Annotated in this window: 21 protein-coding genes and 5 pseudogenes; 16 read left to right on the forward strand and 10 right to left on the reverse strand. The window is 57.6% G+C overall.

Translation table 11 applies throughout. The features are described from left to right. Positions 1-824 precede the first annotated feature (824 nt). From RCCGE510_RS36105 to RCCGE510_RS35360, 7 genes and pseudogenes are all read right to left on the reverse strand, one after another. Positions 825-1,160 carry a PqqD family protein gene (locus tag RCCGE510_RS36105; protein WP_081525818.1) on the reverse strand — a complete coding sequence of 112 codons (336 nt, stop codon included), beginning with the start codon at positions 1,158-1,160 and terminating at the stop codon, positions 825-827. Positions 1,161-2,296: 1,136 nt separating this feature from the next. Beyond that, positions 2,297-3,361: an LLM class flavin-dependent oxidoreductase gene (locus RCCGE510_RS30510; RefSeq protein WP_007636851.1), complete on the reverse strand. Its 1,065-nt coding sequence runs from the start codon at positions 3,359-3,361 to the stop codon at positions 2,297-2,299. Positions 3,362-3,612: 251 nt separating this feature from the next. Continuing rightward, a pseudogene (locus RCCGE510_RS36030) lies at positions 3,613-5,183 on the reverse strand (SDR family oxidoreductase). 55 nt (positions 5,184-5,238) lie between these two features. Beyond that, positions 5,239-5,790: a nuclear transport factor 2 family protein gene (locus RCCGE510_RS30520; RefSeq protein WP_007636855.1), complete on the reverse strand. Its 552-nt coding sequence runs from the start codon at positions 5,788-5,790 to the stop codon at positions 5,239-5,241. Positions 5,791-5,993: 203 nt separating this feature from the next. After that, positions 5,994-6,248: a ferredoxin gene (locus tag RCCGE510_RS30525; protein ID WP_007636857.1), complete on the reverse strand. Its 255-nt coding sequence runs from the start codon at positions 6,246-6,248 to the stop codon at positions 5,994-5,996. 20 nt (positions 6,249-6,268) lie between these two features. Beyond that, positions 6,269-7,445, reverse strand: a pseudogene (locus RCCGE510_RS30530) (cytochrome P450). Positions 7,446-7,638: 193 nt separating this feature from the next. Next, positions 7,639-7,842, reverse strand: a complete 204-nt coding sequence (locus RCCGE510_RS35360; RefSeq protein ID WP_192815377.1) for a hypothetical protein — start codon at positions 7,840-7,842, stop codon at positions 7,639-7,641. A 702-nt stretch (positions 7,843-8,544) separates the two neighbouring features. Here RCCGE510_RS35360 and RCCGE510_RS30535 point away from each other — a divergent pair. Next, positions 8,545-9,267 carry a Crp/Fnr family transcriptional regulator gene (locus RCCGE510_RS30535; protein WP_007636861.1) on the forward strand — a complete coding sequence of 241 codons (723 nt, stop codon included), beginning with the start codon at positions 8,545-8,547 and terminating at the stop codon, positions 9,265-9,267. Here the strand turns inward: RCCGE510_RS30535 and RCCGE510_RS34990 are convergent. Together RCCGE510_RS34990 and RCCGE510_RS35850 are read right to left on the reverse strand one after the other, a co-directional pair. Then, positions 9,257-9,340 (reverse strand): annotated as a pseudogene (locus RCCGE510_RS34990) (L,D-transpeptidase); the annotation flags it as partial. The gene RCCGE510_RS30535 and the pseudogene RCCGE510_RS34990 sit on opposite strands and share 11 nt — an antisense overlap. A gap of 8 nt (positions 9,341-9,348) precedes the next feature. Then, positions 9,349-9,607: pseudogene (locus RCCGE510_RS35850) on the reverse strand (cobyrinic acid a,c-diamide synthase); the annotation flags it as partial. Positions 9,608-10,157: 550 nt separating this feature from the next. Here RCCGE510_RS35850 and RCCGE510_RS30540 point away from each other — a divergent pair. From RCCGE510_RS30540 to RCCGE510_RS34210, 15 genes and pseudogenes are all read left to right on the forward strand, one after another. After that, the gene (locus RCCGE510_RS30540; RefSeq protein ID WP_037080445.1) at positions 10,158-10,697 is read left to right on the forward strand and encodes a peroxiredoxin; all 540 of its coding nucleotides are present in this window, start codon (positions 10,158-10,160) and stop codon (positions 10,695-10,697) included. 74 nt (positions 10,698-10,771) lie between these two features. After that, positions 10,772-12,226 carry an RNA polymerase factor sigma-54 gene (gene rpoN / locus RCCGE510_RS30545; RefSeq protein WP_007636866.1) on the forward strand — a complete coding sequence of 485 codons (1,455 nt, stop codon included), beginning with the start codon at positions 10,772-10,774 and terminating at the stop codon, positions 12,224-12,226. Positions 12,227-12,751: 525 nt separating this feature from the next. Next, positions 12,752-13,069 carry an iron-sulfur cluster assembly accessory protein gene (locus RCCGE510_RS30550; RefSeq protein ID WP_007636868.1) on the forward strand — a complete coding sequence of 106 codons (318 nt, stop codon included), beginning with the start codon at positions 12,752-12,754 and terminating at the stop codon, positions 13,067-13,069. A 973-nt stretch (positions 13,070-14,042) separates the two neighbouring features. Further along, complete coding sequence (gene nifS / locus RCCGE510_RS30555) at positions 14,043-15,239, forward strand: cysteine desulfurase NifS (RefSeq protein WP_007636873.1); 1,197 nt, start codon at positions 14,043-14,045, stop codon at positions 15,237-15,239. 348 nt (positions 15,240-15,587) lie between these two features. Next, complete coding sequence (gene nifW / locus RCCGE510_RS30560) at positions 15,588-15,971, forward strand: nitrogenase stabilizing/protective protein NifW (protein WP_007636875.1); 384 nt, start codon at positions 15,588-15,590, stop codon at positions 15,969-15,971. Between the two features lie 176 nt (positions 15,972-16,147). Beyond that, entirely contained in the window at positions 16,148-16,999 is an 852-nt protein-coding gene (locus tag RCCGE510_RS30565; protein WP_007636877.1) for an electron transfer flavoprotein subunit beta/FixA family protein, read from the forward strand. A gap of 15 nt (positions 17,000-17,014) precedes the next feature. Further along, a complete protein-coding gene (locus RCCGE510_RS30570) occupies positions 17,015-18,124 on the forward strand; it encodes an electron transfer flavoprotein subunit alpha/FixB family protein (RefSeq protein ID WP_007636879.1) in 1,110 nt (369 codons plus the stop codon). 9 nt (positions 18,125-18,133) lie between these two features. Beyond that, complete coding sequence (locus RCCGE510_RS30575; protein WP_007636881.1) at positions 18,134-19,441, forward strand: FAD-binding protein; 1,308 nt, start codon at positions 18,134-18,136, stop codon at positions 19,439-19,441. A 12-nt stretch (positions 19,442-19,453) separates the two neighbouring features. Further along, positions 19,454-19,753 carry a ferredoxin family protein gene (locus RCCGE510_RS30580; protein WP_007636883.1) on the forward strand — a complete coding sequence of 100 codons (300 nt, stop codon included), beginning with the start codon at positions 19,454-19,456 and terminating at the stop codon, positions 19,751-19,753. Positions 19,754-19,973: 220 nt separating this feature from the next. Continuing rightward, positions 19,974-21,656: a nif-specific transcriptional activator NifA gene (nifA, locus tag RCCGE510_RS30585; RefSeq protein ID WP_081525819.1), complete on the forward strand. Its 1,683-nt coding sequence runs from the start codon at positions 19,974-19,976 to the stop codon at positions 21,654-21,656. Positions 21,657-21,872: 216 nt separating this feature from the next. Then, positions 21,873-23,351, forward strand: coding sequence for a nitrogenase cofactor biosynthesis protein NifB (gene nifB, locus RCCGE510_RS30590; RefSeq protein WP_007636885.1), 1,479 nt, complete (start codon positions 21,873-21,875; stop codon positions 23,349-23,351). Positions 23,352-23,385: 34 nt separating this feature from the next. Beyond that, positions 23,386-23,592, forward strand: a complete 207-nt coding sequence (locus tag RCCGE510_RS30595; protein ID WP_007636886.1) for a 4Fe-4S binding protein — start codon at positions 23,386-23,388, stop codon at positions 23,590-23,592. 76 nt (positions 23,593-23,668) lie between these two features. Continuing rightward, positions 23,669-23,986, forward strand: a complete 318-nt coding sequence (locus RCCGE510_RS30600) for a nitrogen fixation protein NifZ (RefSeq protein ID WP_007636887.1) — start codon at positions 23,669-23,671, stop codon at positions 23,984-23,986. A 4-nt stretch (positions 23,987-23,990) separates the two neighbouring features. After that, the gene (gene nifT / locus RCCGE510_RS30605; RefSeq protein WP_007636888.1) at positions 23,991-24,203 is read left to right on the forward strand and encodes a putative nitrogen fixation protein NifT; all 213 of its coding nucleotides are present in this window, start codon (positions 23,991-23,993) and stop codon (positions 24,201-24,203) included. Positions 24,204-24,232: 29 nt separating this feature from the next. After that, positions 24,233-24,839 (forward strand): annotated as a pseudogene (locus RCCGE510_RS34210) (SIR2 family protein); the annotation flags it as partial. Between the two features lie 21 nt (positions 24,840-24,860). Here RCCGE510_RS34210 and RCCGE510_RS30615 read toward each other — a convergent pair. Further along, a protein-coding gene (locus tag RCCGE510_RS30615; RefSeq protein ID WP_240539724.1) for an IS5 family transposase occupies positions 24,861-25,717 on the reverse strand; the annotation gives its coding sequence in 2 pieces (ribosomal slippage) (positions 24,861-25,435 and positions 25,435-25,717; 858 coding nt in all). Positions 25,718-25,762: the final 45 nt, after the last annotated feature.

Genomic DNA, 25,762 nt, shown 5'->3' on the forward strand with positions numbered 1-25,762 from the left:
TTTGGTTGGGTTTCAGGAAGTTAGCCCGAGCCAGCACAGGAAACTGGCCAACCAACCCCAATGTCGCCGACAAGACAAAGCCGACAGACGGTGTCGTAAGGGCATCACTTGCACCGCTAGGTCGACCGCGCGGCAGGGCGACCGCGACTATCAGCAGGATCAAACGAAGCTCCGAAAACTGGAGACAATCGCACCCAGCTCCCAATCGAAAAATGGTGAAGCTTTCGATCCCGCAAAACGTCGAGGGCGATCAAATCGCGAACAGTATTGAATAGGCCCGTCCTGCGCCCGAGCTTCTTTCTTGAGTGGAAGACGCCTCGCGACTTGATCATCGGGCAGTTTCCGCCCCTGCCAGGTCGCCCACGAACGGTAAGCCCGCCAGGGAACGACAAACTTTCCGCAATATTGCTCGGCCCCAAACCGCTCAGGAATGGCGCGGAAGTGTTGCACGGCTGCCCAGCCGGCGTGGACAAAAGTTCTTCAAATAGAAACCGCCGCTCAAGCTCACCACGCCCCGCAGCGACGGCAGCTCCTTTGCAATCGTTGGAAGCAAACAAAGCCTGGTCGCCCGGGCTACAGGGACTCGATCAACTGACTGCGAACCGCCGAATCTTGTGTTCGCCTTGAGGAATCTGCGACACCCACTCTGTCGCTCGGTCGAGCAACCAGCTTGACCGACGACGGCTGCATTCGAGGACGAATAGCGTGTCGCCGAACGCTCGTTGCGCGATTCCCTCAATGGATAAACTTCGCTAGTTCCAACGCCGCGGCCGGACATGGGGCAACCATTGCTCGATTGACCCCCTGTCTCCAACTTAAGTGGCTCAGCTCTCTTCAATGAGCCCACAGCTAGCAAGGGCAGAGACGAAATCGTGAACGTCGCATTTGGTGACGTCATACCGTTCTGCTTTAAGCTCGCTCAGTATCCTTGGTAGTGTATGCTCGCCGTCCAGTTTCGAAACCAAACCGGCGACCCAAGGCGGAGGAGATTGGATGATCTTTCTTGATTTCCGGGATTCCTTCCCGATCCAGATACTCCCGTCCTCGGCTACAAACACCTGATGAGAACGCTTTAATAACGGCTTAAAGTAGTGCACGAGGGACCTCACTCGGTACGAGGGGCGACATCGCACCTGAATTTGCAGCCGGGACAGACACACCGTCGCCCTTGTTGCAGTTTGGCGTCTTCTTCGCCAATGGCAGAACCGCGGTGGACGGTCCGAAACATAATGCCGTTCATGCTCTTTTCCTCCTCTTCGAGCCTTTCATTTGGCCCAACCCATCGCTGGCGATTTTCCAGTTTGTTAAGAAGTATCCCTTAAGGCGGCTTCGGGAGGCCCATACGGTCGTATGAAGCCCCACTTCACGATTACGGTCGACTCGGCGACCAATTGCTGACAAACAAAACTCCAATCCCTCGGCATGTGGGAGATCCAAAAATCGTGCCAGCTGCGAAAAGAGCCTCAGAAAAAGATTTCCGATTTGTTCAGAGCCTAAGATGCGACTGCATCAACAGCGCCCGAACAATATCGCGTCGCGTTTCAACAAATCGGCAGCGCCGCATGCGCGCCAATCAACCGCAGACGAGGGAGAAAACTCCGAGCAGCTCCGGCGGTGTTCTGGTACTTGCGCACCTAGAGGCAGGCGCAAGCAGGACGGGCGGTTCTGGCTCCTCGCTGTTGCAATTGGTCTATAAGATTGGAGAAATTCACAATGAGCAGCCGCGCATGACGAATGTCGTGAGATCCATTAAATGCAGTTTGGTCGGGACCATAGCGCCGGCCGCCCTGCGAATGACACAGTCGGCGGGGGAGCAGCCTACAGGAATTGCAATGCGCGACCGCGGTCCGCCGCCAAACGCGAGCGGAGGTCGGCACTTCCGCATTTCTCGATTCGATTGACGCGATGTCCAACATTTCCTCTTCTAGGCGTGCCGCAACGGGAATAAGCCGAGAACGACCTTTAGGCCCTGCCGTTGGGCAGCAGGCAACGTCGTCCTGTTCCCCTGCTGTTTGGCGCATCTCGCCGGAAACGGCGGACGTGTCGACCGCAGCGGGTAATCGGGACACCTGCCAGCCGAGAGTGAGTGCCAAGCGTGTTGCGGGTGCAGCGGTAGGCCGGCCCACGAAGACCGACCAGAGGTTTCTTCGATCGGTGGGCGCCCAGGCAAAGGGCCTTTGTGGTCGATGTCTTGGGGTCGAAGACAAGGATCTCAGGGTCATCTAGCTTCGAGGGGGGATCTATTGCGGTTATCCCTTCGTAATTTTGATCGCAGAGCACACCGCCGAAAAAGCAGTTACTCTGCCACGTCAGGCCGATGCCCGAGCGATTTGTTGACCTCCGGGATGATCTTGTCTCCCCAGAGCTCGATCTGCCGCAGCATCGTCTTCTGGTCGAAATCTCCCATTTGGGTCTGGATCGCGATCTGGGTTGGTTTCACGATATCTATCTCTTCCAGTAGCCGATCGATGACGCGATTGACGCTACCAATCGGCAGGTTCTCGCGCATCGTCTCGAAGGAGAGGTCCTGCCGCGTCGGTGTTTCATGCAGCAGATAGCCATCCAGGCTTTGCTGGCGGCGCAGAAGCAATACTTCGGAAAGCCGCCGTTGGAAGCGGGCATTATCGAGATAGCTGTTGATCTCCGCCTCCTCATCGCTGGCATAGCAGTAGCGTAGCAGTGATATCTTCGCGTCCGAAACATTCTTCCCTTTAGAAATTGCGGCTTCTTCGATGCGTTCGCGCAGCACGCTCAAACTGTCCAAGCCGTCGTGGAATGCTGTGATCAACAGATTGTGTCCCTCACGATAGGCCCGCCCCATGCTGTTTCCGGACGCCGTAGCGATCCAGATTGGCAGCATTGGCCTCTGGACCGAGCGGACGGAAATCGCTGTCGGAGGTATCTTTTCGAACCGTCCGTCGTGCTCGAAGATCCTCTGATTGAGACCCTTGACAAGAATGTCCAAACATTCCGAAAAAACAGCCGGCGCCTCTTCGACATTGACGCCGAAGCGCTCGAACTCGAACTGCTGGTATCCACAGCCGACGCCGAGCTCGAGCCGGCCGTTGGAAACGATATCGGCCAATCCAATCTCGGAGAGCAGGCGAAGCGGTTGATAGAGCGGTAACACACAGACGGCGGTGCCGAGGCGAATGATGCTCGTCAGGGCGGCGCAGTGCGCCACCATCATCAAGGGCGACGGAACCAGGCTGTAATTGTTGAAGTGATGCTCGGCAAACCATGCAGTTTGGAAGCCAGCTTGCTCTGAAAGAACTACCTGTTCGATGGAGTTGCGGATGATCTCGTCGGACGATTGATGATAACCGCGCCGCGCGGCCAGGAGGAACGTTGCAAATTCCATGATGATTCCTTTTGCGGCAGATTTGCGACCGGGGTTCGCCAACTAGAAGTGGCGTGTCGGTTATCCGCTCCTCACCCCGCTCACCGAAACGGCAAACTCAGAAAGCTCGAACGCGTCCGTCTGTTTCGCTTCTCGATGAATGCAGTGCCTCGATCGGAAGCGCTCTGGGAGCATCGTGCACCGGAGTTGCTCTCCTACGACATTGTCGGCTCCGATGGGCCGCAGCCGGCTGTTTGGTGGATAGTCGACGATCATTGTGCAGCCTTCGCTAAATGATGAAGTTCGCCGGCAAATGCCGCATCCCCGGCCGAGGTCCACCCGCCGTCAACGTAAAGGGTAGAGCCGGTCACGTACGATGCGTCAGACGATGCAAGGAAGAACGCTGCGTCAGCGACGTCTTCCGGCCGTCCCATCCTTCCCATCGGGATGCGCCGCCTGATTGCTTTCGGATCGACGTGGCCGAGTTTTTGCATGTTCGCGACGGCAGGCGTGTGTATGTAGCCCGGAGCGACGGTGGCTGTGCGAATGCCAACCGGACCAATGCGTCAGGATTTCCACGCCCGCTCCGGAAGCATCGTAGGCGTGGCGCGGTGCAAAGGGCAGTAATGTGTTGTTCGGTCCCAGATTTAAGATAAGGCTTCCCGGACGCATTACCTTGATCGCCTCGCGCGCAGGTGAAGGCGCCGGTGAGATTCACATCGAGTACGGGCTCGATCTCTGTCGGCATTTGTTCGACCTCTGACACATGATTGTTGGCCGCATTATTGACGAGGACGCCTAGCCGGCCGAAGTGCCTTCGCAATTCCTCGAACAGCGCCACCACGTCACTTTCGACGGCGATGTCAACGGACCTCGCGATATGCTTGCCACCGAGGAAACCGGTAAGCTCTGCCGCTGCAGCGCCATCTTTGTCGGCAATTACAAGCGCGTCGCCGTTTTCCGCAAAGCGGCGCACAACGGCAGCGCCTATGCAGTCCGCCCCGCCCATGACAAGCGCAATTCGCGCGGTGGAGTGCTCGGCAGGAGGGAAGAGTTCGGCTCGTGGCGTCCCGGGCACTGGCGGGTGCGCCTCGCCCGGTTGATTGAAAGATCTCCAGCCACCGTCGACGGTCAGCACAGACCCGGTGATGTAACTCGCTTGCGCGCTGGCGAGAAAGCGCACCGCTCGGGCAATTTCGTCTGGACGCGCCACGCGACCCATTGGCACCCGGCTGCGCACCGCGGCGAGGTCTATCTTGCCCGCGCGTTCAAGTTCCGAAACCATCGGCGTGCGTACGTACCCGGGTGCTACCGCCGTAACGCGAATGCCGCACGACGCAAACTGCCATGCCAGCGATTTCGTGAACGAGATCAGGCCCGCCTTCGAGGCAGCGTAGGCGTTGCGTTTGGGATTGCCGAGCACGCCGGCCAGCGAGGCGACATTGACGATGACAGCGCCTGAGCTCATCCGTCGCGCTGCTTCGCGGGCCATTGCAATGGGCCCAATCAGATTTACTGCCAAGATGCGTCGGAAGCCGTCGATAGTCGTATCAACGGTCGCAGCCATAGTAGGGCCTATGGCCGCGTTGTTGACGAGCACACCGATTTGCCCGAATTGTCGTTCGATCCGATCATAAAGCGCAGGGATATCCTCCTCTCGCGAGACATCGAACTCTAGCCCAAGATGGGCCGGCCCGAGACCACGGGCCAGTTCAAGCCCGCCGCTGCCAGGCAGGTCCACGGCGACGACAGTATCCCCGCCTGCGGCAAGAGTGTCCACCAGGGCACGGCCTATCCCGCCCGCAGCGCCTGTGATGATGACGATACGTCCGGCTTGTTTCATGAGATAAAAGCTCCCTGACCAACGTTGACGATCTCGAGGCATGAATCCTGATCGATCAAGCCTCACTTTCATCCTCTTGAAGGAATGCAGTCTTCCTAAATGCGTAGACGGGGTCATCGGGACATGATGCTCCGATCGGCTGCCGGCGGCCGAACTGCTCAGTCTCGGATGCCGCGGCCAAGATCTGCTCCTCGACCAGATCATAGACCACCGTCCGTTCGGCAATTCTCCAATCCCCTCCCTTTTTCAGGAACAGATCGCAATAGCGGCCGCAGATCAGGGCCTGACTTAGCGTTCCGGCGTTGTCCGGTGCGCGTTGCAGTGCGGCGAAGTAACTTTCGACGGCGGCTTTTTCCGGGCTGCTGAACTCAATCAGAATGTTCGTGATTTGATGGATGTTGCGCGGTCCCGTCTTGAAGACACCGAGGGCGAACTCGATGAAGCCCTCGGCCGAACCGGAATAGGCCCCGTGATTGTCACGTGCATCGGGCCAGTAGGAACTGCGCAGCGCCCATTCATCGGCGCGGTCTATCCCGCGGCAATACCGATAGAGGCAGTCGCGGATCACCTCGCGGTCGAGCAATTCGGTAATTTTTTTGTGTTTCATCGCTTATCGCACATCTGATATCGGGGGCGCTTACCCATCCAGTGACGCAGCCAGCTTTCAACTGCTCGGCTGACGTAAGGAAAACCCTCTCTCTGCTTAGGCATGCATGTAAACAACTGCCCTAGAAGTAGACACCACTGGGAGAGCTGCGGGTAAGGTGTTTGGACAGCGACGGCGCCGTCATGCACTAGTTACGTTGCGTTTCAACCCCCACAATGTTGGTTGAACAAAAGGCGATCAAGCAACGCATCGGACGTGCAATCTATCTCCAGCGCACGTTCGGGGCAGGATCGAGCGCCTCGCGATGCGAACAATTCGTCCTTCTCCTCAACATCGATTGCACCGGGGAGTATGTATCCCTCGTCGTCAAGATTGAATATTTCGGGCGCTTGGGCCCAACATCTTGCATGACCTTGGCATTTGGCAGTGTGTACTATGATGCGCATGCGGTACTCCATGTCTTTCCTCCTCTCAATTATCAGGACCAGTCCAGGATCAGATTCTCCATTCCAAACACGTGGCCACCATAGGTGATGGGCGCGGTACCATCCTTGATACGGAAGTCAGATGCGGGACAGCCACTCCTCCAGGGCGATGACGATCTCCTGCCGGGCAAGGTGTGATCCAAGACAACGATGGGGACCGTACGCAAAAGCGGTGTGGCGATTGTCTTCTCGTGCCAAATCGATCGTGTTCGGATGCTCGAATTCCGCCGGATCACGATTGGCAATCATTGTGGCGCAGGAAACGAAGTCCCCCTTACGGATCGGCGCGCCTTCGAAATTGATATCTTTCGTTGCCACACGGATCATCTGCACGGTCGAATAGGCGCGAAGCAATTCTTCGGCTGCGAGCACGATTCGATCCGGTTTACTCCGCAGCAATTCCTGTTCTTTGGGATTGCGCGCGAGATAGGCGAGGTCAAAGCCTATCGCCGTTGCGACCGTGTCCAGTCCGGCGACGAATAGGAGCACGCCAATACCATGGATTTCCTCGTCTCTCAACGCGCGGCCATCGACCTTTGCCTGCACGACGAAGGTCATGAAATCGTCGGTCGGTTCTTTGCGGCGCATGGCTGCGAGTTCATCGATGAACGCCAGAATCGTCCGGGCGGCTGCCGTTTGTTTGATGCCGTCGCCGTGGAGCAGGTCCCTGCCCCAGCCCACAAATGTATCGAGGCGCTCATCGGATAAGCCGAGCAAACGCAGGGAGATACTAACCGCAAAAGGAAAGGCGAAGTCCGTCAAGACGTCGCAGCTTGTGCTAGACGCGGAAATCTTGGAAATCAGCGCAATCGCCCGATCACGGACAGCCGGTTCAAGCTCCGTTATCCGCTTGGGCGAAAGCAGCGGATTGAGTAGCGAGCGAAACACGCTGTGAGCCGGTGGGTCGAGTTCAAGCGGGATCAACGGCCAATTTTCGCCAAGCGCCGAGGCGAAAAGGCTCCGATGGCTGGAAAAGGTTAAGGTGTCCTGCAGCAATTCGCGTTGGTCCTGGGCGCGCGTAATGACCCAAGTACCTCGTCCATCGCGCGTATTGCAGGGAGAATAAAAGATCCGCGGCCCATTATGGAGGCAAGCGACAGCTGCGTGCGGATCCCCGTTTGGCATGCGCTCCATGCCGGGCGACGTGAACAGGCTGAAGTCCTTCACCATTTCGGGAGGGACATGTTCTGGAACCCGAATGGTAACCACTGCTTTTCTCCTGCCGTCAAAGACCCTTCGCCGAAAACGAATTTTCCTCGCAGAGGAAACGAGAAAAATCGTGGAGCGCCAGACTACCAACCTCCGCAGCGTGACGCGCCGATAACATGCGATGCAGCGATCAGATCGTCGTGCGGCTCGAAATTTACGCTGGGTTTTGGCCGAAGTCGAAATTCTTAGATGCCTCGCCCGCCTTGCCGATCGGCATCGGAATTTCACGGGATTCCTCTCTTCCGGTAGAATGCGATCTGAGCAAAACATACATTTTGATTTCCTTCGCTCCATGGCAGTCACCAAAGAAATGAGTACCGGCCGACAGCTCTTGCCGCCCCGCAAGAAGAACTTCCAAAGTTCGTGCCAATTTGATTGATATGGCCGGCAAAAACTTTTTTGATTGCTTTCCCAGCTATTTAGCTTGAGCCAGAACAAAGATTGGCCTGCTCAGGCCCGTGTCGCGTATTTAACAAAACCCGACATCAGGTGTCGGATGCCATTTATTCAAGCGCGACTAATTTTCCAGCCACCACAGCCCGCAGTCAGAGACCTGAAGCGCGACTCGTAACGGATGCCTGATGTACAGCGATGCAGTGGGATAGCTTGAGGCTGTGGTAGCTTTGAATTGCGGCATCGAGCTAAGCGGCCGAATTCCGGGGAACAGCTCGACGCGTGCAACTCCTCTGTCCTAGGATATCAGTTCTACCAGCCCCGGCGACGCCACCCTGAGAGGACATCGCGGCGGCAATTTGCCGATTGGCTGTTGCCCAACAGCAATGGAATGGTGGCTTTTGCCGTCAGCCGAAACGGGAGGCGATGCCGCAGAAAGCCCGCTCAGCCGGCGGGGCGAAGATGCCGTCCGAATAAAATCCACAAAGGGCCCTGCCTCGCACGGCAAGAGCGTAGGTATGAAGACTTGATCTGGATCAAATCGCAATCCCAATGAAATTGATAGGCATCAAAGACGCGCTGGAAGAAATCGGGATAGCCGAAGTCGCAACGACCGCGTAGTCGTCTCGGCATGCCCGGCATATGCGGTTTTCGAAGGGATCGGGACATGGACGTCGCACGCAGTGAGGTTCTCGAGATTGGCACTTTCGTCGCTTGCCGTTCCTGCCAGGCGCGGCACGGCGTCGTTTGCGGCGCCTTGTCGGCTGGCCAGCTTAGCGAACTCGGCCGCCACTCGCTGCGCCGCAAGGTCGATGCGGGCTGCGAGATCATCGCACAAGGGTCGGAAAACTCTTTCTATTCGAACATCATGCGCGGCGTGGTGAAGCTCTGCAAGGTGATGCCGGACGGGCGCCAGCAGATCGTTGGCCTGCAATTCGCCCCCGATTTCGTCGGCCGGCCCTTCGTGCGTGAAAGCACGCTGTCGGCCGAGGCCGCGACCGATGCGGAGATCTGCGTGTTCCCCCGCAATTTGCTCGAACGCATGATATTGGAGACCAGGGAATTGCAGCGTAGCCTGCACGCTCAGGCGCTGAACGAGCTGGATGCCGCGCGCGAATGGATGCTGACGCTCGGCCGGCGGACCGCCGAGGAGAAGGTCGCAAGCCTGCTCCACCTCATTGCCGCCCACGCCGAGACGGCGACGGCGACGAACACCGCCTTCGACCTGTCGCTATCGCGCGCCGAAATCGCCGATTTCCTCGGGCTGACGATCGAAACCGTCAGCCGCCAGTTGACCCGGCTGCGCAAAAGCGGCGTCATCCGCATCGAGAACATCCGGCATATCACCGTGCCCGACATGGATGCGCTCGCAAAGAAAATCAGCGGGTAATTGCCACCCGCATATTGGCAGGGCCGGCTTGGCGCGCCAGTGTAAAGAACTGGGCCGCATCATCGGGATGCAGAAGGACGTGCCGCGCGCCGCCACATCGAGCATTCCGGCACAAAACTTTTAGCCCCGGAGCCGCCGGCTTGCAGCTCGGGATAGCCGCCGGGCAGGTGGATGGCATCGCCATCGGCGGCCGGCGTCGCCAGCGAGCGGTGAGAGGAGCAAAATATCAGCCCCGCGGCGCCGCCAGCCGAGCAACATATGCTCGTAGGCCAAAGACTACATCGCGCGCCACGGCGACCCGGGTGCCGATCGGCATCAGCCGATCGATATTGGCGGCTGCGAGCTCTTCACGCCGCGCCCTGCGATATTGGCCATCGCCGTCTGCGTGACGAAATCATCGGAGCAAGTCGCGTGCCTATTCGCGCACCGTTTGCGTTTCACCATTTTCGATGCACGGTCCGAGCCTGGCGACGCCTTTTTGTCGGGCCTCAAACATTCTTGTCCAGTTTCAGACAAGAAAAGGTGCGCGGGTAGACATACGCACGAGCGGAACCTCAAACACCGTGACCCGCGCCGGCTTCGTTTCCCGCCGCGACCGGATTGGCGGGCAGCATGCCAAGGTTCTGGAAGGCGGCAGAGACCCTGATCGAGATGCGGTCGGAAGTAGCCAACACAGCGCCCTGCCGTCAGCGCGGGACAAAGGCTTCACAATTCACCTTGCCCGCATAGGCAAGCGCTCGAATACGGCGACGAAGGCTCTGTGCTGACCGCAAGTCCAGTTCCTTCAGGTCAAATGGCATGACGCTTGCTCCCCCCGGCGTGTGGGCCGAGGTCGGATTTGTTTCGTGACCGAGAGGCCGCACATAAATCTTCCTAGAGGAGCTTCATTGATGACCATGGAAAAGCAGGTCCCTATTGTCACCTTTCGCACGCGGGTTCGCGACGAGTCTATATCCGGTCCCAACCCCTACCGCTGGGAAGACAAGACAACCGACGACTATTTCAGCGGTAAGCGGGTAATCCTTTTTTCCCTGCCAGGCGCCTTCACCCCCACCTGCTCCACTTTCCAACTGCCCGACTTCGAGAGTCTTTATGTCGAGTTTAAGAAGAAGGGCATTGACGAAATCTACTGTCTCTCCGTCAACGATGCCTTCGTCATGAATGCTTGGGGCAAGGCCCAGGGGCTGAAAAATGTCAAGCTTATCCCGGACGGCTCGGGAGAATTCACTCGCAAAATGGGTATGCTCGTCGCCAAGGACAATCTCGGATTCGGTCTGCGCTCCTGGCGCTACGCTGCCGTGATCAATAATGGCGTCGTGGAGGAGTGGTTCGAGGAGGAAGGCTTTGGCGACAACTGCGCAACCGATCCGTATGGCGTCTCTTCACCGCAAAACATTTTGAAATGCCTCAAGACCCCAGCCTTCGCATGAGCAGAGAAGCCAACGACCAGTAGCTACCACTTGTCGCGCACACCTGCGCCGAACGATAGGAGTTTGCTCGAACCATGAAGTCCTGTACAAGCCTTCATCAGCGTCAGCAGCAATCGCTGGTTATTACACCCCAGCTCATCGAGTCTATTCGCATGCTGCAGCTGGCGCACACCGAACTGAATCAATTCGTGGAACAGGAAATCGAGAAGAACCCATTTCTCGACCTGGCGTCGAATGACAGCGGGGCTTCTGGCGAAGTATCGCCGACTGTGGCGGATAATCAAAATATCAGCGCGCGCGAAGACCACGCTGATGGGCCGGCCAGGACGGACATGCCTGAGCTGTCGAGTCCCTGGAAATCAATCCGCGACACAGGCAACCTTTCGCCGGGGGAAAGGCCTTCTCTGGATGAGTTCGCCGCCTCGACTGAGACATTGCACGAACATGTCGCCCATCAGATCGCCCTCACCGCCTTCACACCCCAGGAGCGGCTGATTGCTGGCGCGCTTGCCGATCATCTGGATGACACTGGGTATCTGCAAGTGAACCTTCTGGAGCTAGCAGAGAGGCTAAATAGCCCTGAGGCTAGAGTGAAACTGGTTCTTGAGTCTTTGCAGCTATTTGACCCACCGGGCATTTTTGCGCGAAGTCTGACCGAATGCCTCGAGATTCAGCTGCGCCAGCGAGACCGGTTCGACCCGGCCATGGCAGCTCTGGTCGCAAATCTCGAGTTGCTTGCGCGACGCGATTTTCGAGCACTGAAGCGACGTTGCCGGGTCGATGAAGACGATCTTCTCGATATGTTGAACGAAATCCGTGCCCTTGACCCAAAGCCTGGGAACCAGTTCCAGTCCGCAGGGTCGGAATCCATCATACCCGACGTCTTCGTCCTGCCCTCGCCGGGAGGCGGATGGCAAGTCGAACTTAATCGGGAGGTTCTGCCCAAGGTACTCATCAACCAAACCTATTTTGCGCAAGTTACTCGCCTAACCGCCCAAAGTTCGAAAGATCAGTCGTTCCTCAACGAATGCTTCCAGAACGCGAGCTGGTTGGTTCGGAGTCTCGATCAGCGCGCTACGACAATCCTCAAGGTGGCGACCGAAATCGTGCGCCACCAGGATGTCTTTCTGGAAGATGGCATTGCCCATCTTCGGCCTCTCAATCTTAAGACCATCGCTGACGCGATCGACATGCACGAGTCCACTGTAAGTCGGGTGACGTCGAACAAATATATTCTCACGCCCCGCGGCGTGTACGAACTCAAGTATTTTTTCACAGTTGCGATCCCCTCCTCACAAGGCGGTGACGCGCACTCGGCCGAAGCTGTGCGCCATCAGATTAGGGCAATTATTGCCGCAGAAACGCTCGATAATGTGCTGTCCGACGATGGCATCGTTGCGAGGCTCAAGGAAACTGGCGTCGACATTGCTCGCCGCACAGTCGCCAAATATCGCGAGGCGATGAACATCCCCTCGTCCGCGCAACGCCGGCGGGAGAAACGGTTTGTACTGGCGGCCGCGGAGGGATAACGGCCTTCGTACCATGGGTCACGTCCTTCCGACAATCCGCAAACCTGAGGCACATGTGACATCATGCTCTGGTCCTTCTCCATAGATCGATTTGATATGGGCTGGCGACCGCAGCCTCGTCACGGGGAGCTTCAAAAGTTGTGCCGGCTGCTTAAGAAATTCTAGAAAAGACTAGATGTCTGTTCCATAGCTCAAGCGCTTTGGCGGCTAAGCGGTTAATCACGAAGCTCGTGCCGAATTTTGATGTCGCGCAATCGACAAATCTGAAAGTAGTTGTCGGCTCCCATTCATTTTCCGCCGAACCGCTAAAATTTCGGTGCGGCGGCAACGAGAGCCTCAACCGGAAATGACAAACGGAGCGACGCGGGCAGACGTTCTGGAGTTGACGCGTTTTCGGGATGTCCGATGTTCGACGACGCAGGAATATAACACACGGGCCGGTGGAGCTCTTGGTCTTCCTCACCGCTTGGCACGGTGCATGCACGGTAATCCGAAATGCGCCATCGAACAGAAAGGAATCATCCCATGATCAAGCTCACAGAGAATGCCGCTGCCATCATGAACGTCGCGCTTTCCCGAGCCGAGCAGGCGGAAGGCTTTCGCATCGCGGTCGAGGCAGGTGGGTGCGCCGGCTACAAATACCTGGTGGGGCTGGAGAGCGTCCAGGGCCAGGGCGACGCGGTGATCGAAACAGATGGGGTCAAGGTGTTCGTTGACGCAGGCTCCCAAGCACACATCAACGGCATGACGATCGACTTCGTGACGGGGCCTGAATCCTCCGGTTTTGTCTTCGACAATCCCAATGCGCAACAAAAGTGCACATGCGGCAAATCCTTCGGCTGATCATTGGGAAAGGGAGAGAGCCCATGTGGAATTATAGCGAAACGGTCATGATTTCCTTTTTCTATCAGAAGAACGACGGCATACAGGAAAATCCCATCATTGAGACCGGGGCAGTTTCCGATGGTAGAGGGCCTGAATTGATCATCGGAGTCGACCCAAAGGTGGAAGCATTTCCGGTGACACCGTCGTCCTTGCGTTGCCACCCAGCGACCGCCTCCTCGTCAGCGCTGGCCGAACTCATAACCCGAAAGCCCGCCGATAAAGCGCCTCGGACCGTCCGTCAGGAGACAGCAGGCTTTTTAGACTGTTTGCTGCCGGAGAAAAACGTCTGCTCATCCACGGATTATCCTGAGGCAGCAAAATTTCGTGGCGGACATCCGGGCAAGGATCACGAAGGTGACGCCCCATCTGCAAACAGTTCCGTGCCGATGAAGGGTGAGCGAAGAAGCGTGCGTGTCAAGAGGCTCGATTTCATGACCAAGTCGCTCACTTCGCTAGGTCTGGCTGTAGCCGGACGACACTCGTCCAAGCCGTCGAAGACGTGTCATGGGTTTATACAGTACTGGTCGTCGAAAGCCTCGTTCCGGCAGAAGAGGACCATCAGACCGCCACAACAGAAATCTGAGGCCTTAAGAAGTTGGCAGGGTCGAACTCGATGTTGTAGCCGACAATCGCGTCGGGCAGGGTCAAAAAATCGCCGCCGCCTGCAACAGTTCAGTTCTCAGCGACAAGCTAGGCTGACGACCCACCTAGTTAAGCCGCCGCGGCGAATCCAGCCATTGGAAACGGCGCGAGCGCAAAGCGTTCCTCCCTTTCTGCTGATGGCGGCGATGCGACATTATCGACGCCAACAAGATCGCGCGACGCGCCATCGCACGACTCCAGCCCGCGCTGGCTGCCCGAGGCCAGCAAACAACAGCATGGACAAGACGCTGAAGCATTATCACCGCGTCCCCTCAGTCGAGATTGACCCATGAGAGCGATCTATCTCGACAATAATGCAACGACCAGGGTCGATCCTGAAGTGGTTGAAGCCATGCTGCCGTTCTTTGCGGATCAGTTTGGAAACCCTTCGTCGGCGCACGCTTTTGGCTCCTCCATCCGCGAGGCGGTGAGGAAGGCGCGCCGGCAATTGCAAGCGCTGATCGGCGCCGAGTTCGATCATGAGATCGTGTTCACCTCGGGGGGGACGGAAAGCGACAATACAGCGATCCTTTCGGCGCTGGAGGTGATGCCTGAGCGCACAGAGATCGTGACCTCCGCAGTCGAGCATTCAGCGGTGCTGACACTCTGCGGCCATCTGGAGAAGACGCGCGGCGTGAAGGTACACAGGATCCCAGTGGATCGGCATGGACGTCTCGATCTTGACGCCTACGAGAACGCCCTCACTCATCGCGTAGCGATTGTTTCGATCATGTGGGCGAACAACGAGACGGGAACCATTTTTCCGGTCGCTAAGCTTGCCGACATGGCCAAGAGGATCGGTGCACTTTTCCACACGGACGCGGTCCAGGCGGTCGGTAAGGTTCCAATGAACCTCCAACCTACTGCAATCGACATGCTGTCGTTGTCCGGACACAAATTCCATGGACCAAAAGGAATCGGCGCACTCTATCTTAGACGGGGCGTATCTTTCTCCTCACTGGTCAAGGGAGGTCATCAGGAGCGCGACCGACGCGCAGGGACAGAAAATACGGCCGGGATTGTAGGTTTAGGCAAGGCTGCCGAACTCGCCTTGAAATCAATGGACGACGAGACGACCCGATTAAGGTCGCTCCGAGATCGATTGGAGAACGGCATCGTCCAGCGTGTTCCAGGCGCCTTCGTAACGGGCGATCGGCTTAAGAGGTTGCCGAACACGGCGAACATCGCCTTTCAACGTCTCGAAGGCGACAGTATGCTCCTTCTTCTCAATCGCTATGGCATCGCCTGCTCTTCCGGGTCTGCCTGCTCCTCCGGTTCGCTGGAGCCGAGCCATGTCTTGAGGGCAATGGACATCCCTCATGCCGTGGCGCACGGAACAATCCGCTTCTCGTTCTCGCGCGATAACTGTGAGGAGGATGTCGACCGGGTGCTCGAAGTTTTACCTGGCATCGTTGAGAAGCTGCGGAGCCAATCCCGTTCCGGCCACGTGGCCGACACGAGCAGCCGGGTTCGTTCAGGGGAGTAGTAGCAGGCACGCTCATGAAACGGCAATTCCTTCTCACCGATACGACCTGCATTACGGCGAACCTTCACCGGCATCGTATGAACGATCAGAGAAAAGCTGGGGCTCGTTCAGTCACACAGATCGCTGGTTCACCGCCAATGCGTGTTCATGAGGGCGTCCCGCGCCACATCATCTTATTGGATCGCTCGACACCATCGGTGGATCGATTTCGACCACCAGCCTATGCCGATTCCAGTAGCAACGCGACTGCCTTGCGGGAAACCGCGTCGAACCGCGCATTCCGTATGTTGCAGTTTAACCTACGGGAGAACGGTCTCGAGATCACCGCTCACGACAAGGGGAAATCTTATGTGCCGTTGCTCCGCTGACAGCAGTCCCATCAATGTCGAGGATATCCTCAATCGGCTGAAATGTCTCTCAGCTGCGGAGGAGTTCTTCGCAGCCCTAGGGGTCCGCTATGACCCGAAGGTTCTCGATGTCTCACGACTCCATATCATGAAGCGTATGGGCCAATACCTCGCGGCAGAGGACTTCTCCCATCTCCCTGACCAGGTAATCGCTGCTCGTGCCCGTGCCATACTGGAAAGGGCCTACTGTGATTTCGCCACCTCCGCGCCGCTCACGCACCGGGTCTTCAAGGTGCTCAGGGACCACAATCCGGACAGACCTGTCACACCCGGCCGCACCATTATCCCGTTGGACTCCTTCCTGAAGCCGTTCGAAAAGGAATGAGCACGGTTGCGACACGACAATGTCGGGAAGCCTACAATTCAGTCATATGCTAGCAACGCCGGAATTACAGCCGTTTCAAGGGGATAGCGAATGCCAAACGGTTGGCACGAATGATGCACGCAAGCATATGTACTGACAAACCGGCCACCCATAGAGGGAGGGAGTAAGAAACCGCCATGCACATAGTTATCTGTATCAAACAGGTACCGGACTCCGCACAAATACGAGTGCATCCGGTGACGAACACAATCATGCGTCAGGGGGTGCCAACCATCATCAACCCCTATGATCTGTTCGCCCTTGAGGAGGCACTCCAGTTGCGCGACCGCCATGGCGGCGAGGTGACCGTGCTCACCATGGGGCCGCCCATGGCAGAGGACGCGTTGCGCAAGGCGCTCACTTACGGCGCCGACCGCGCCGTACTCTTGACCGACCGTCATTTTGCCGGCTCCGACACTCTGGCAACCTCGTTTGCTCTTTCGCAAGCCATCGCGAAGATCGGAGAGGCCTTCGGTACGCCCGATATCGTCTTTACGGGCAAACAGACCATCGACGGCGATACCGCCCAGGTTGGGCCTGGCATCGCCAAGCGCCTGGACCTCCTGCAGCTCACCTACGTGGCGAAAATCGTCTCTGTCGACATCAATGGGCGCGAGATTACGGTGGAGCGCCGCTCGGAAGGGGGCACGCAGACGCTGTTGAGCAAGCTCCCTTGCCTGATTACAATGCTCGAAGGCACAAACGAAATCCGCCGCGGCTCGCTCGATGACGCGCTACGGGCCGCGCGCAGCCAGATCGTGAAGTGGAATGCGGCCGACGCTGGCATAGAGGACCTCACCAAGTGCGGCCTGCGTGGCTCGCCAACAGTCGTTAAGAGGGTCTTCGCCCCTCCTGAGCGGCCGGAAAAGGCGGAGCAGATCGATACCGCGGAAAAAACGCCGCGCGATCTCGCGGAGGAGTTGATCGCTGGGATCTTTTTGCGCCAGCCGGCGCTCGAAAGCGAACTCGCCTTTGACGGCGAAGCGTAAAGGCAAGGAGCGACGATGTTGAGCACGAATCGAGAGAGCCCTCCTCCAGCCGTTGGCCGTGCCGCCATGAAGAAAGAGCTGCCCGATCAGTTTAAGGACCATCGGCACGTTTGGGTCTTCATCGAGCTGGAGCGCGACCAGGTCCATCCCGTCTCCTTCGAGCTGCTCGGCGAAGGCCGCAAGCTCGCCGACAAGCTGGGCGTCCAGCTTGCCGGCGTCGTTCTCGGACCGCCGGAAGAGGCCACGTGGTTTGCCGTCGCCGAGGCTTTTGCATATGGCGCCGACCTTGCCTACCTCATCGAGGCCCCACTGCTCGCCGACTATCGAAACGAGCCCTTCACCAAAGCATTGACGGATCTGGTTACTAACTACAAACCGGAAATCCTTCTTTTAGGGGCAACGACGCTCGGGCGCGACCTTGCCGGTTCCGTGGCGACGACCTTGTTGACAGGGCTCACGGCGGATTGCACCGAACTTGATGTGGATGCGGACGGCTCGCTTGCGGCGACCCGGCCGACTTTCGGCGGCTCCTTGCTGTGCACGATCTACACGCTCAACTGCCGGCCGCAGATGGCAACGGTTCGGCCGAGGGTCATGGCCATGCCGCCGCGCGGGAATAATAAGATCGGACGCGTCATTCGACACAAAGTGTCGATGATCGAGGAAGAGATCGTCACTAAGGTCCTCGGCTTCTTGTCTGATGGTCAGTCGGAGACGGCGAATCTCGCCTATGCGGATGTCGTGGTTGCTGGAGGCCTCGGTCTCGGCGCGGTGGAGAACGTGAAGCTTATGAAGAAACTCGCGCGGACGATCGGGGCCGATTATGGCTGTTCGCGCCCCCTCGTCCAAAAGGGCTGGATGCCTGCTGATCGGCAGATCGGCCAAACTGGCAAAACCATCCGGCCGAAGCTCTACATAGCGGCCGGCATTTCCGGCGCCATCCAGCATCGCGTTGGCGTCGAGGGAGCTGATCTTATTTTAGCCATTAACACCGATCCTAACGCGCCGATTTTTGATTTCGCTCACCTTGGCGTGGTCACCGATGCGATCCGTTTACTGCCGTCATTGACGGAACTATTCACCCATCGACTGTCGCCGCACAGTCGCGATAAGCTTGCAAACTGAGGGCGCCCCATGACCGAGGAAAACTTCGACGCCATAGTTATCGGGGCCGGCATGGCCGGAAACGCAGCTGCTTACACGATGTCGAGCCGCGGCATGAAGGTGCTGCAATTGGAGCGTGGCGAGTATCCGGGCTCCAAGAATGTGCAGGGCGCCATCATGTACGCGGACATGCTGGAGAAAATCCTGCCGGACTTCCGGGATGATGCGCCACTGGAGCGGCACTTGGTCGAGCAGCGCTTCTGGATGATGGACGACTCATCCCACATCGGTATGCAATACCGGTCGGACGACTTCAACGAGTCAAGACCCAATCGCTACACGGTCATTCGCGCCCAATTCGACAAATGGTTTTCACGCAAGGTGCGCGAGGCCGGAGCTACTCTTCTATGCGAGACGACCGTGACGGAACTCGTTCGTGATCCAAAGGGCAGGGTGACTGGCGTTCGCACCGACCGCGCCGGCGACGTGATCCTTGCTGACGTGGTCGTTCTCGCAGAGGGCGTCAATGGACTGCTCGGCACGCGGGCTGGATTGCGTGACACGCCGAAGCCGGAAACTGTCGCGCTCGCCGTCAAGGAAATGCATTTCCTGGCCGAAGAGGTGATTGACCAGCGGTTCGGCCTCAAGGCCAATGAAGGCTGCGTCATCGAGGCAGTTGGCACGATCTCTCGCAACATGGCCGGGCTTGCCTTCCTCTACACCAACAAAGAATCGATCTCGATCGGGATTGGCTGCCTTGTCTCCGAATTCGCGGCAACAATGGAAAGTCCTTATGACCTGCTCGAAAAATTCAAAACCCATCCCTCGGTCAAGCCGCTGATCGCAGGATCGGAAGTCAAGGAATATGCGGCTCATCTCATTCCAGAAGGTGGTTACAAGGCAATTCCGCAGCTTTTTGGTGACGGCTGGGTCGTCGTCGGCGACGCGGCACAGCTTAATAATGCGGTGCACCGCGAGGGGTCCAACCTCGCCATGACGTCGGGGCGCATCGCCGGCGAAGCAATCGTCCAGATCAAGAATCGCAAGAAGCCGATGGTCAAGGAGCACCTCTCCCTTTACAAGTCGATGCTTGAAAATTCATTCGTCATCAAAGACTTGCGGAAGTACAAGGACATGCCTGCCCTGCTGCACACCAATTCCCGCAATTTCTTCACGACTTATCCAAAATTGCTGTCGCAGGCCGCACAGAACTTTGTGCGAGTGGACGGCACCCCGAAGATCGACAAGGAACGGGCGACCACGGCCACCTTCATCAAGGCACGCTCGCGCTGGGGGCTGTTTGGTGATGCGGTCCGCTTGGCGCGCGCGTGGCGATAAAGGAAAGATGAGATGACGGTTGCAGTGACGAACATACGCGTAGAGGACAAGCTTTACCAAAATCGATATGTGGTCGATGCCGGACGTCCGCATATTAGGGTGCGTCCACACGAGTGGCCGAGCGTAAATCTGTATGCCCTGACAGGTGTCTGTCCGGCCAAGTGCTACGAATTGAATGACCAGGGCCAAGTGGAGGTTATCGCCGACGGGTGCATGGAGTGCGGCACGTGCCGCGTACTCTGTGAGGCAAGTGGAGATATCGAGTGGAACTATCCGAGAGGCGGTTTCGGCGTTCTCTTCAAGTTCGGATAAAGGTTTGCAACTCAACGACTCAGAACCAACTTGGGTTTGCAGACAGGCGCATCGGAAACTTGCAGAGGTGCGCGTTGCGGATTGGCATTAGAAATTACTATAAATACATGCAAGCAGGGGTTATAAGAAACGTTAGACAACCCAAGGCCATATAATGACCCACATGCCCGCGCGATCGGTCGATGGAGTGGAGCCCCTATCTGCGCTACCTGCTGAACCCATGCGCCAAGCGGGCAGCGGAATCTACGAGATATCAAAGGTTCTAACTGCCCCCGCCCGGCTAGAGATCACGCTTGCCAACGTCGTGAACATCCTCTCTTCCTTTCTGCAGATTCGACAGGGAGCAATCGTTGTTCTGGACGCTGGAGGTCATCCCGAGATTGCCGCAACTGGCGACATCCCCCCATCCTCTCAATCAGCCGCTCGAGGCGTTATACCGAAGGCCGTAATCGACCATATCGTGACAACCGGTATGCCCTTTATCGTAAAGGATGTTGGCAAGTCCGAATTGTTTCAGGCTGATCCGCAACCGCCTTGGAGCAGCGGCACCGTCCCGATTTCTTTTGTTGGCGTTCCGGTAAAAGCCGATAACAAAATAATTGGCACAATATCGGTCGATCGCGTCAGGAACGACGCCGCCCCCTTCCCCGCCGACGAGGACGTTCGCTTTCTGACCATGGTCGCCAATCTGGTCAGCCGGACGATCCGGCTTCATCGCTTCCTGAACCTGGAGAGTCGGCGACTTATCGGCGAACAAGAGAGACCGGAGAAGCCGATCAACACGCAAAGGGGCGCCCCGGGCCGACATCCACCCGTCAAAATCGACGGGATTATCGGGGATAGCCCGGCTCTCCAGCAGGTGGTTGAAACCGTCTCGGTCGTGGCAAGGACGAATTCCACCGTGCTTCTGCGGGGCGAAAGCGGCACCGGCAAGGAATTTTTTGCTCAGGCGATCCATGAGCTTTCCCCTCGTAGAAACAAGCCGTTCGTCAAATTGAACTGCGCCGCGCTGCCTGAAGGCGTCCTGGAATCGGAGTTGTTTGGGCATGAAAAGGGCGCTTTCACCGGGGCCATCGCGCAGCGTGCCGGACGCTTCGAACTGGCAAATGGCGGAACGCTTCTGCTTGACGAGATTGGCGAGATTTCGCCCGCCTTTCAAGCCAAGCTGCTGCGCGTCCTGCAGGAAGGCGAACTGGAGCGAGTGGGCGGGACCAAGACGCTTGCGGTCGACGTCCGGCTCATATGCGCCACGAACAAAAACCTCGAAATGGCTGTTGCAAACGCCGAATTCAGGGCCGACCTGTATTACCGCATCAGCGTAGTTCCAATTGTCCTGCCGCCGCTTCGAGAGCGACCCGGCGATATTCCACGCCTTGCGAAAGCTCTTCTTGACCGATTCAACAAGGAGAACCAAAGCGAGCTTACGTTTTCGCCGTCGGCGATCGAGGTGATGTCGCAATGCTATTTCCCAGGCAACGTCCGGGAACTCGAAAACTGCGTGCGAAGGACTGCTACCCTTGCGCGTTCAAGCTCGATCGTTTCGTCTGATTTTGCCTGCAAGAACAGTCAGTGCCTTTCGTCGCTCCTCTGGAAAGGAACCGACGGGTCGCCCAGCGGCAATACCATCGATGGGCGTGCCCGGAGCAATGTGATGCCGGCTGCATCGCCGCGCTCGAGCGGGAACGTCGGTGCGTCGGACGAGGTGTCTTCCGTCAAGGCCTGTGATCCGAACGGTTCCGGTTGTCCCGCAATGGAGTCGCGCCTCACACAACGGGACCGGCTGATCGAGGCGATGGAGAAGGCCGGGTGGGTTCAGGCCAAGGCGGCTCGTATCCTCGGCCTTACGCCACGTCAGGTCGGCTATGCTTTACGCCAGCATCGCATCGAGGTGAAAAAGCTTTAAGCGTCCAAGTGCCGTTTGGACCTTCTCGCATTTTCAATGCCTGGTTTGGTGGCTTCGGCCAACTCCTTTGTCGACTGTCGAAAGCTCGACAAATCTGTGTCAGAACACGGTCGGAATCGAACAACAATAAGCAAATTATTGAAGCGAAATCCAATGCTTGGGATGGCATGGCTTTTGCGTTTTGAAACGCGACGTCAACTAGCAACGGAGCATTCAATGTCCGCACCGATGATTTCGCTTGAGAGTGTGACCAGCACGACATCCTCGGATCAATTGCTGGTGACCGCGAAACCGAGTGGCTGCACATCCTCGTCATGTGGCGTGTCCACAAAGCCGGCCGACATGGACCAGGCTATCTGGGCGAAGATCAAAAACCACCCCTGCTATTCAGAAGAAGCTCACCATTATTTCGCGCGCATGCATGTCGCGGTCGCACCAGCCTGCAATATCCAGTGCAACTATTGCAACCGTAAATATGACTGCGCCAACGAAAGCCGGCCTGGGGTAGTCTCGGAAAAGTTGACGCCAGACCAAGCGCGGCGCAAGGTCATTGCCGTCGCCAACGAAGTGCCGCAGCTTTCCGTGCTGGGTGTCGCCGGACCGGGCGATGCCTGTTACGACTGGAAGAAGACAAAGGAAACGTTCGAACGAGTCGCGGGCGAGATCCACGACATCAAGCTGTGCATCTCCACCAACGGGCTTGCGCTGCCGGATCACGTCGTCGAACTTGTCGACATGAATGTCGATCATGTGACAATCACGATCAACATGGTTGACCCTGAAATCGGCGCAAAGATCTATCCCTGGATCTTTTACCACAACCGTCGTTACACCGGCATCGAAGGCGCCAGAATCCTGCACGAGCGGCAGATGTTGGGCCTGGAGATGCTGACCGCGCGCGGCATCCTCACTAAGGTCAATTCGGTGATGATCCCTGGCGTCAACGACGAACACCTGGTCGAGGTAAACAAATGGGTCAAGGAGCGGGGGGCGTTCCTGCACAACGTCATGCCGCTTATTTCGGATCCGGCCCATGGCACCTACTACGGCTTGACCGGACAGCGCGGCCCGCGGGCGCTCGAATTGAAGGCGCTCCAGGATCGTCTCGAAGGCGGCGCAAAGCTGATGCGCCATTGTCGGCAGTGCAGGGCCGACGCCGTCGGCCTGCTTGGGGATGATCGCGGCCAGGAGTTCGCACTCGACCAGATTCCCGGAGAGATCACCTATGACGCCCATAAGCGCGAGGCCTATCGGGAAGTGGTCGCGCGCGAACGCGGCGATCACGCGACCGCCAAGAGCGAGGCAATCGAGACAGTCAAAGCAGCCGGCGACGGGTCCCTCCACGTCGCGGTCGCGACAAAGGGTGGCGGTCGCATCAACGAGCACTTCGGCCATGCGAAGGAATTCCAAGTATACGAAGCTTCGTCGAGAGGCATCACCTACGTCGGGCATCGCAGGATTGAACAGTATTGCCTCGGAGGCATGGGCGAGGAAGCCACCCTCGACGCCATCATAACTGCGCTGGAGGGCATTGACGTCGTGCTATGCGCCAAGATCGGGGAGTGCCCTAAGAATCGGCTCATCGAGGCCGGGGTTCGGGCAACGGATGCTTATTGCTATGACTACATCGAGACCGCCATCGGCACCCTTTACGCCGCCAAGTTTGGCGTCGAACCACAAGCGGCGACGGCGTGAGCGCTCTTAATCCAACATCTTCAGGAGTTTTAAAATGGCCTTCAGGATCATAGCGTCCCAATGCACCCAGTGCGGTGCCTGCGAGTTCGAATGCCCCTCCGGCGCGATCAGGTTCAAAGGAGAGATCTACGTTATCGACGCGGAAAAATGCACCGAATGCAAGGGCGCCTTTGAAACGCAGCAATGCGCGGAGGTTTGTCCCGTGCCGAAGACCTGCGTCGCCGCCGCACCTGCGATTTGACCTTCAGCATGGTCGGGGCTCCTGCGGAGAAGCCGCCTTCAATGACATCCTGCAGCTCCCAGAAGGAGGAACGCCGATGGGCCTTGGACGTGAACAGGAGGTCGAAATCCACAAGCCTCCACGATTTATACCCGGCGAGCGGGTGAGGGCCAGACTTCACGTAAAGAATGACGGCACCTATGCTGGCAAAAACATCGGCGAAAATTTGGTGCGGAAGGGCGACGAAGGCTATGTGCGCGACATCGGCACCTTTCTCCAGCAGTTTTACATCTATGCCGTCGAATGGGTCGAACATGGCACTATCGTCGGCATGCGTGCGCGTGAACTGACGAGCCTGGACAACGCCGCTGCTTGCGGCGCTGCTGAAATCGCGGGGCCCCCAACGAAGGAATAGCGACATGAAGATAATGATTCGCAGAACGAGCGCCGGCTTGTCGGCTTACGTACCAAAGAAAGATCTCGAAGAGCCGATCGTAGACGTCGAGACTGATGACTTGTGGGGCGGCACGGTCACACTTAGGAACGGCTGGAGGCTCGTCCTGCCCAAGCTATCGCGGGATACGCCTCTGCCGATCACCGTCCAAGCAAGGAAGATTCCTGACGAGGACTGATGCTGCAACGACAGACAAGAGAAACCAGCATGAACACAATCTTGACCTCGGACCGTCTCCTAATCGTTCGCAACGGTGACGCGGAAAAAAGACTTAAGCTGCTTCAGGAAGCGCTCGCTGCGGATCGGATCGTTCCCTATCTCGGTCCGGATCTCCTTCGGCTGCAATCCACGGAACCACCTGTACCGGACACCCCGGAAGCCGTCTCCGCGGCACTCAACAAACGCACACTTGCTCCCTCCAGGATACGCAGCAATATGTGGTCAGTCGCGCAGTTCATTGAACAGCGACGGCCGGACGCTTCAGACCTGGATGGCAGAAATATTTGGAGCACCCGTGGCGCCGACGGCCCTCCACGACTGGCTCGCGACGTTGCCGATCTCCCTTATCGTCGACGGCTGGTACGACGGGACAATGCGTGCGGCTTTCGCGAAGACCGGTCGAACGGATGTCGTCGAGATGCAAGGCGTCACGCGTGCGAACGGCGGCGGCGACATTTGGACAAAAACCTACGATCTCTCCGGGAGAGACGTCGAACGCGTCTCAGCGCCAAAGACGGTCCTCTATGCGCCGCACGGCAGTGTTATGCCAGCCTCGAACTTTCTAGTGTCCGATTCCGATTACGTGGAAGTCCTAAGAGTCGGACTCGAAAAGGTTTCAACGATATCCGTATCTTGCCAGCCGCCTGGTGAGCATTCGGATGTGAGCGATGGTTATCCAGGCTTCTGCTGAAGCGATGGATGTCTCGAAGTCCTTGGCCAGCCTGCGGCATCGACCCAACCACGCAAACGTCCGTTCGACGACCCAGCGGCGCGGTAGGATTTCGAAACCCTTGGCCTTGTCGGTACGCTTGATGATTTCGAGTTTCCATTTTCCTCTTTTCTGCAGCCGCTTTTTCAGCTTGTCGCCCGCATAGCCGCCATCGGCGAAGACATGAAGGAGCCACGGCCATCGGTTGCGGATGGACTTCAGAAGATCGGGAGCCCCGTCGCGGTCCTGGATATCAGCGCTGTGCACCATGAGACCAACCATCAGCCCGAGCGTATCGACAATGATATGACGCTTGCGGCCCTTGATCTCAGCGCAAACGCAGTTTGTCGCGGTCTTGCCAGCGTCAAAGCCCCGAATACCACCGCTTTCAGTAGTCTTGACGCTTTGGCTGTCAATGGCACCAGCCGTCGGTGAAGCTTCTTTCCCATCCAGCTCCCGTGCCTCCATGACAAGGTGATGGTGATCCGTGGCCAAAGACCCATTGCCCGCCATTCATAGAAATACCGCTGCACCGTTGAACAGGGCGGAAAGTCCTTCGGCAGCATCCGCCACTGGCAGCCTGTCGAGGCGATATAGAGAAGGGCGTTTAAAACCTCGCGCAGATCGGTCTTGCGTGGCCGGCCCAGACGCCGTGGCGCGGGCATGAACGGCGCAATAAATTCCCATTCGCGATCGGTAACATCGCTTGCATATCGGCTCGTCCGACGGACATATTGCTGTCGGGTGGTTTCAGTCCAGGCCATTGTGCACTCCATCGAATCTTCGCAAATCCGAAGGAATCACAACTG

The sequence above is a fragment of the Rhizobium sp. CCGE 510 genome (assembly GCF_000292525.1).
Lineage (GTDB): Bacteria > Pseudomonadota > Alphaproteobacteria > Rhizobiales > Rhizobiaceae > Rhizobium.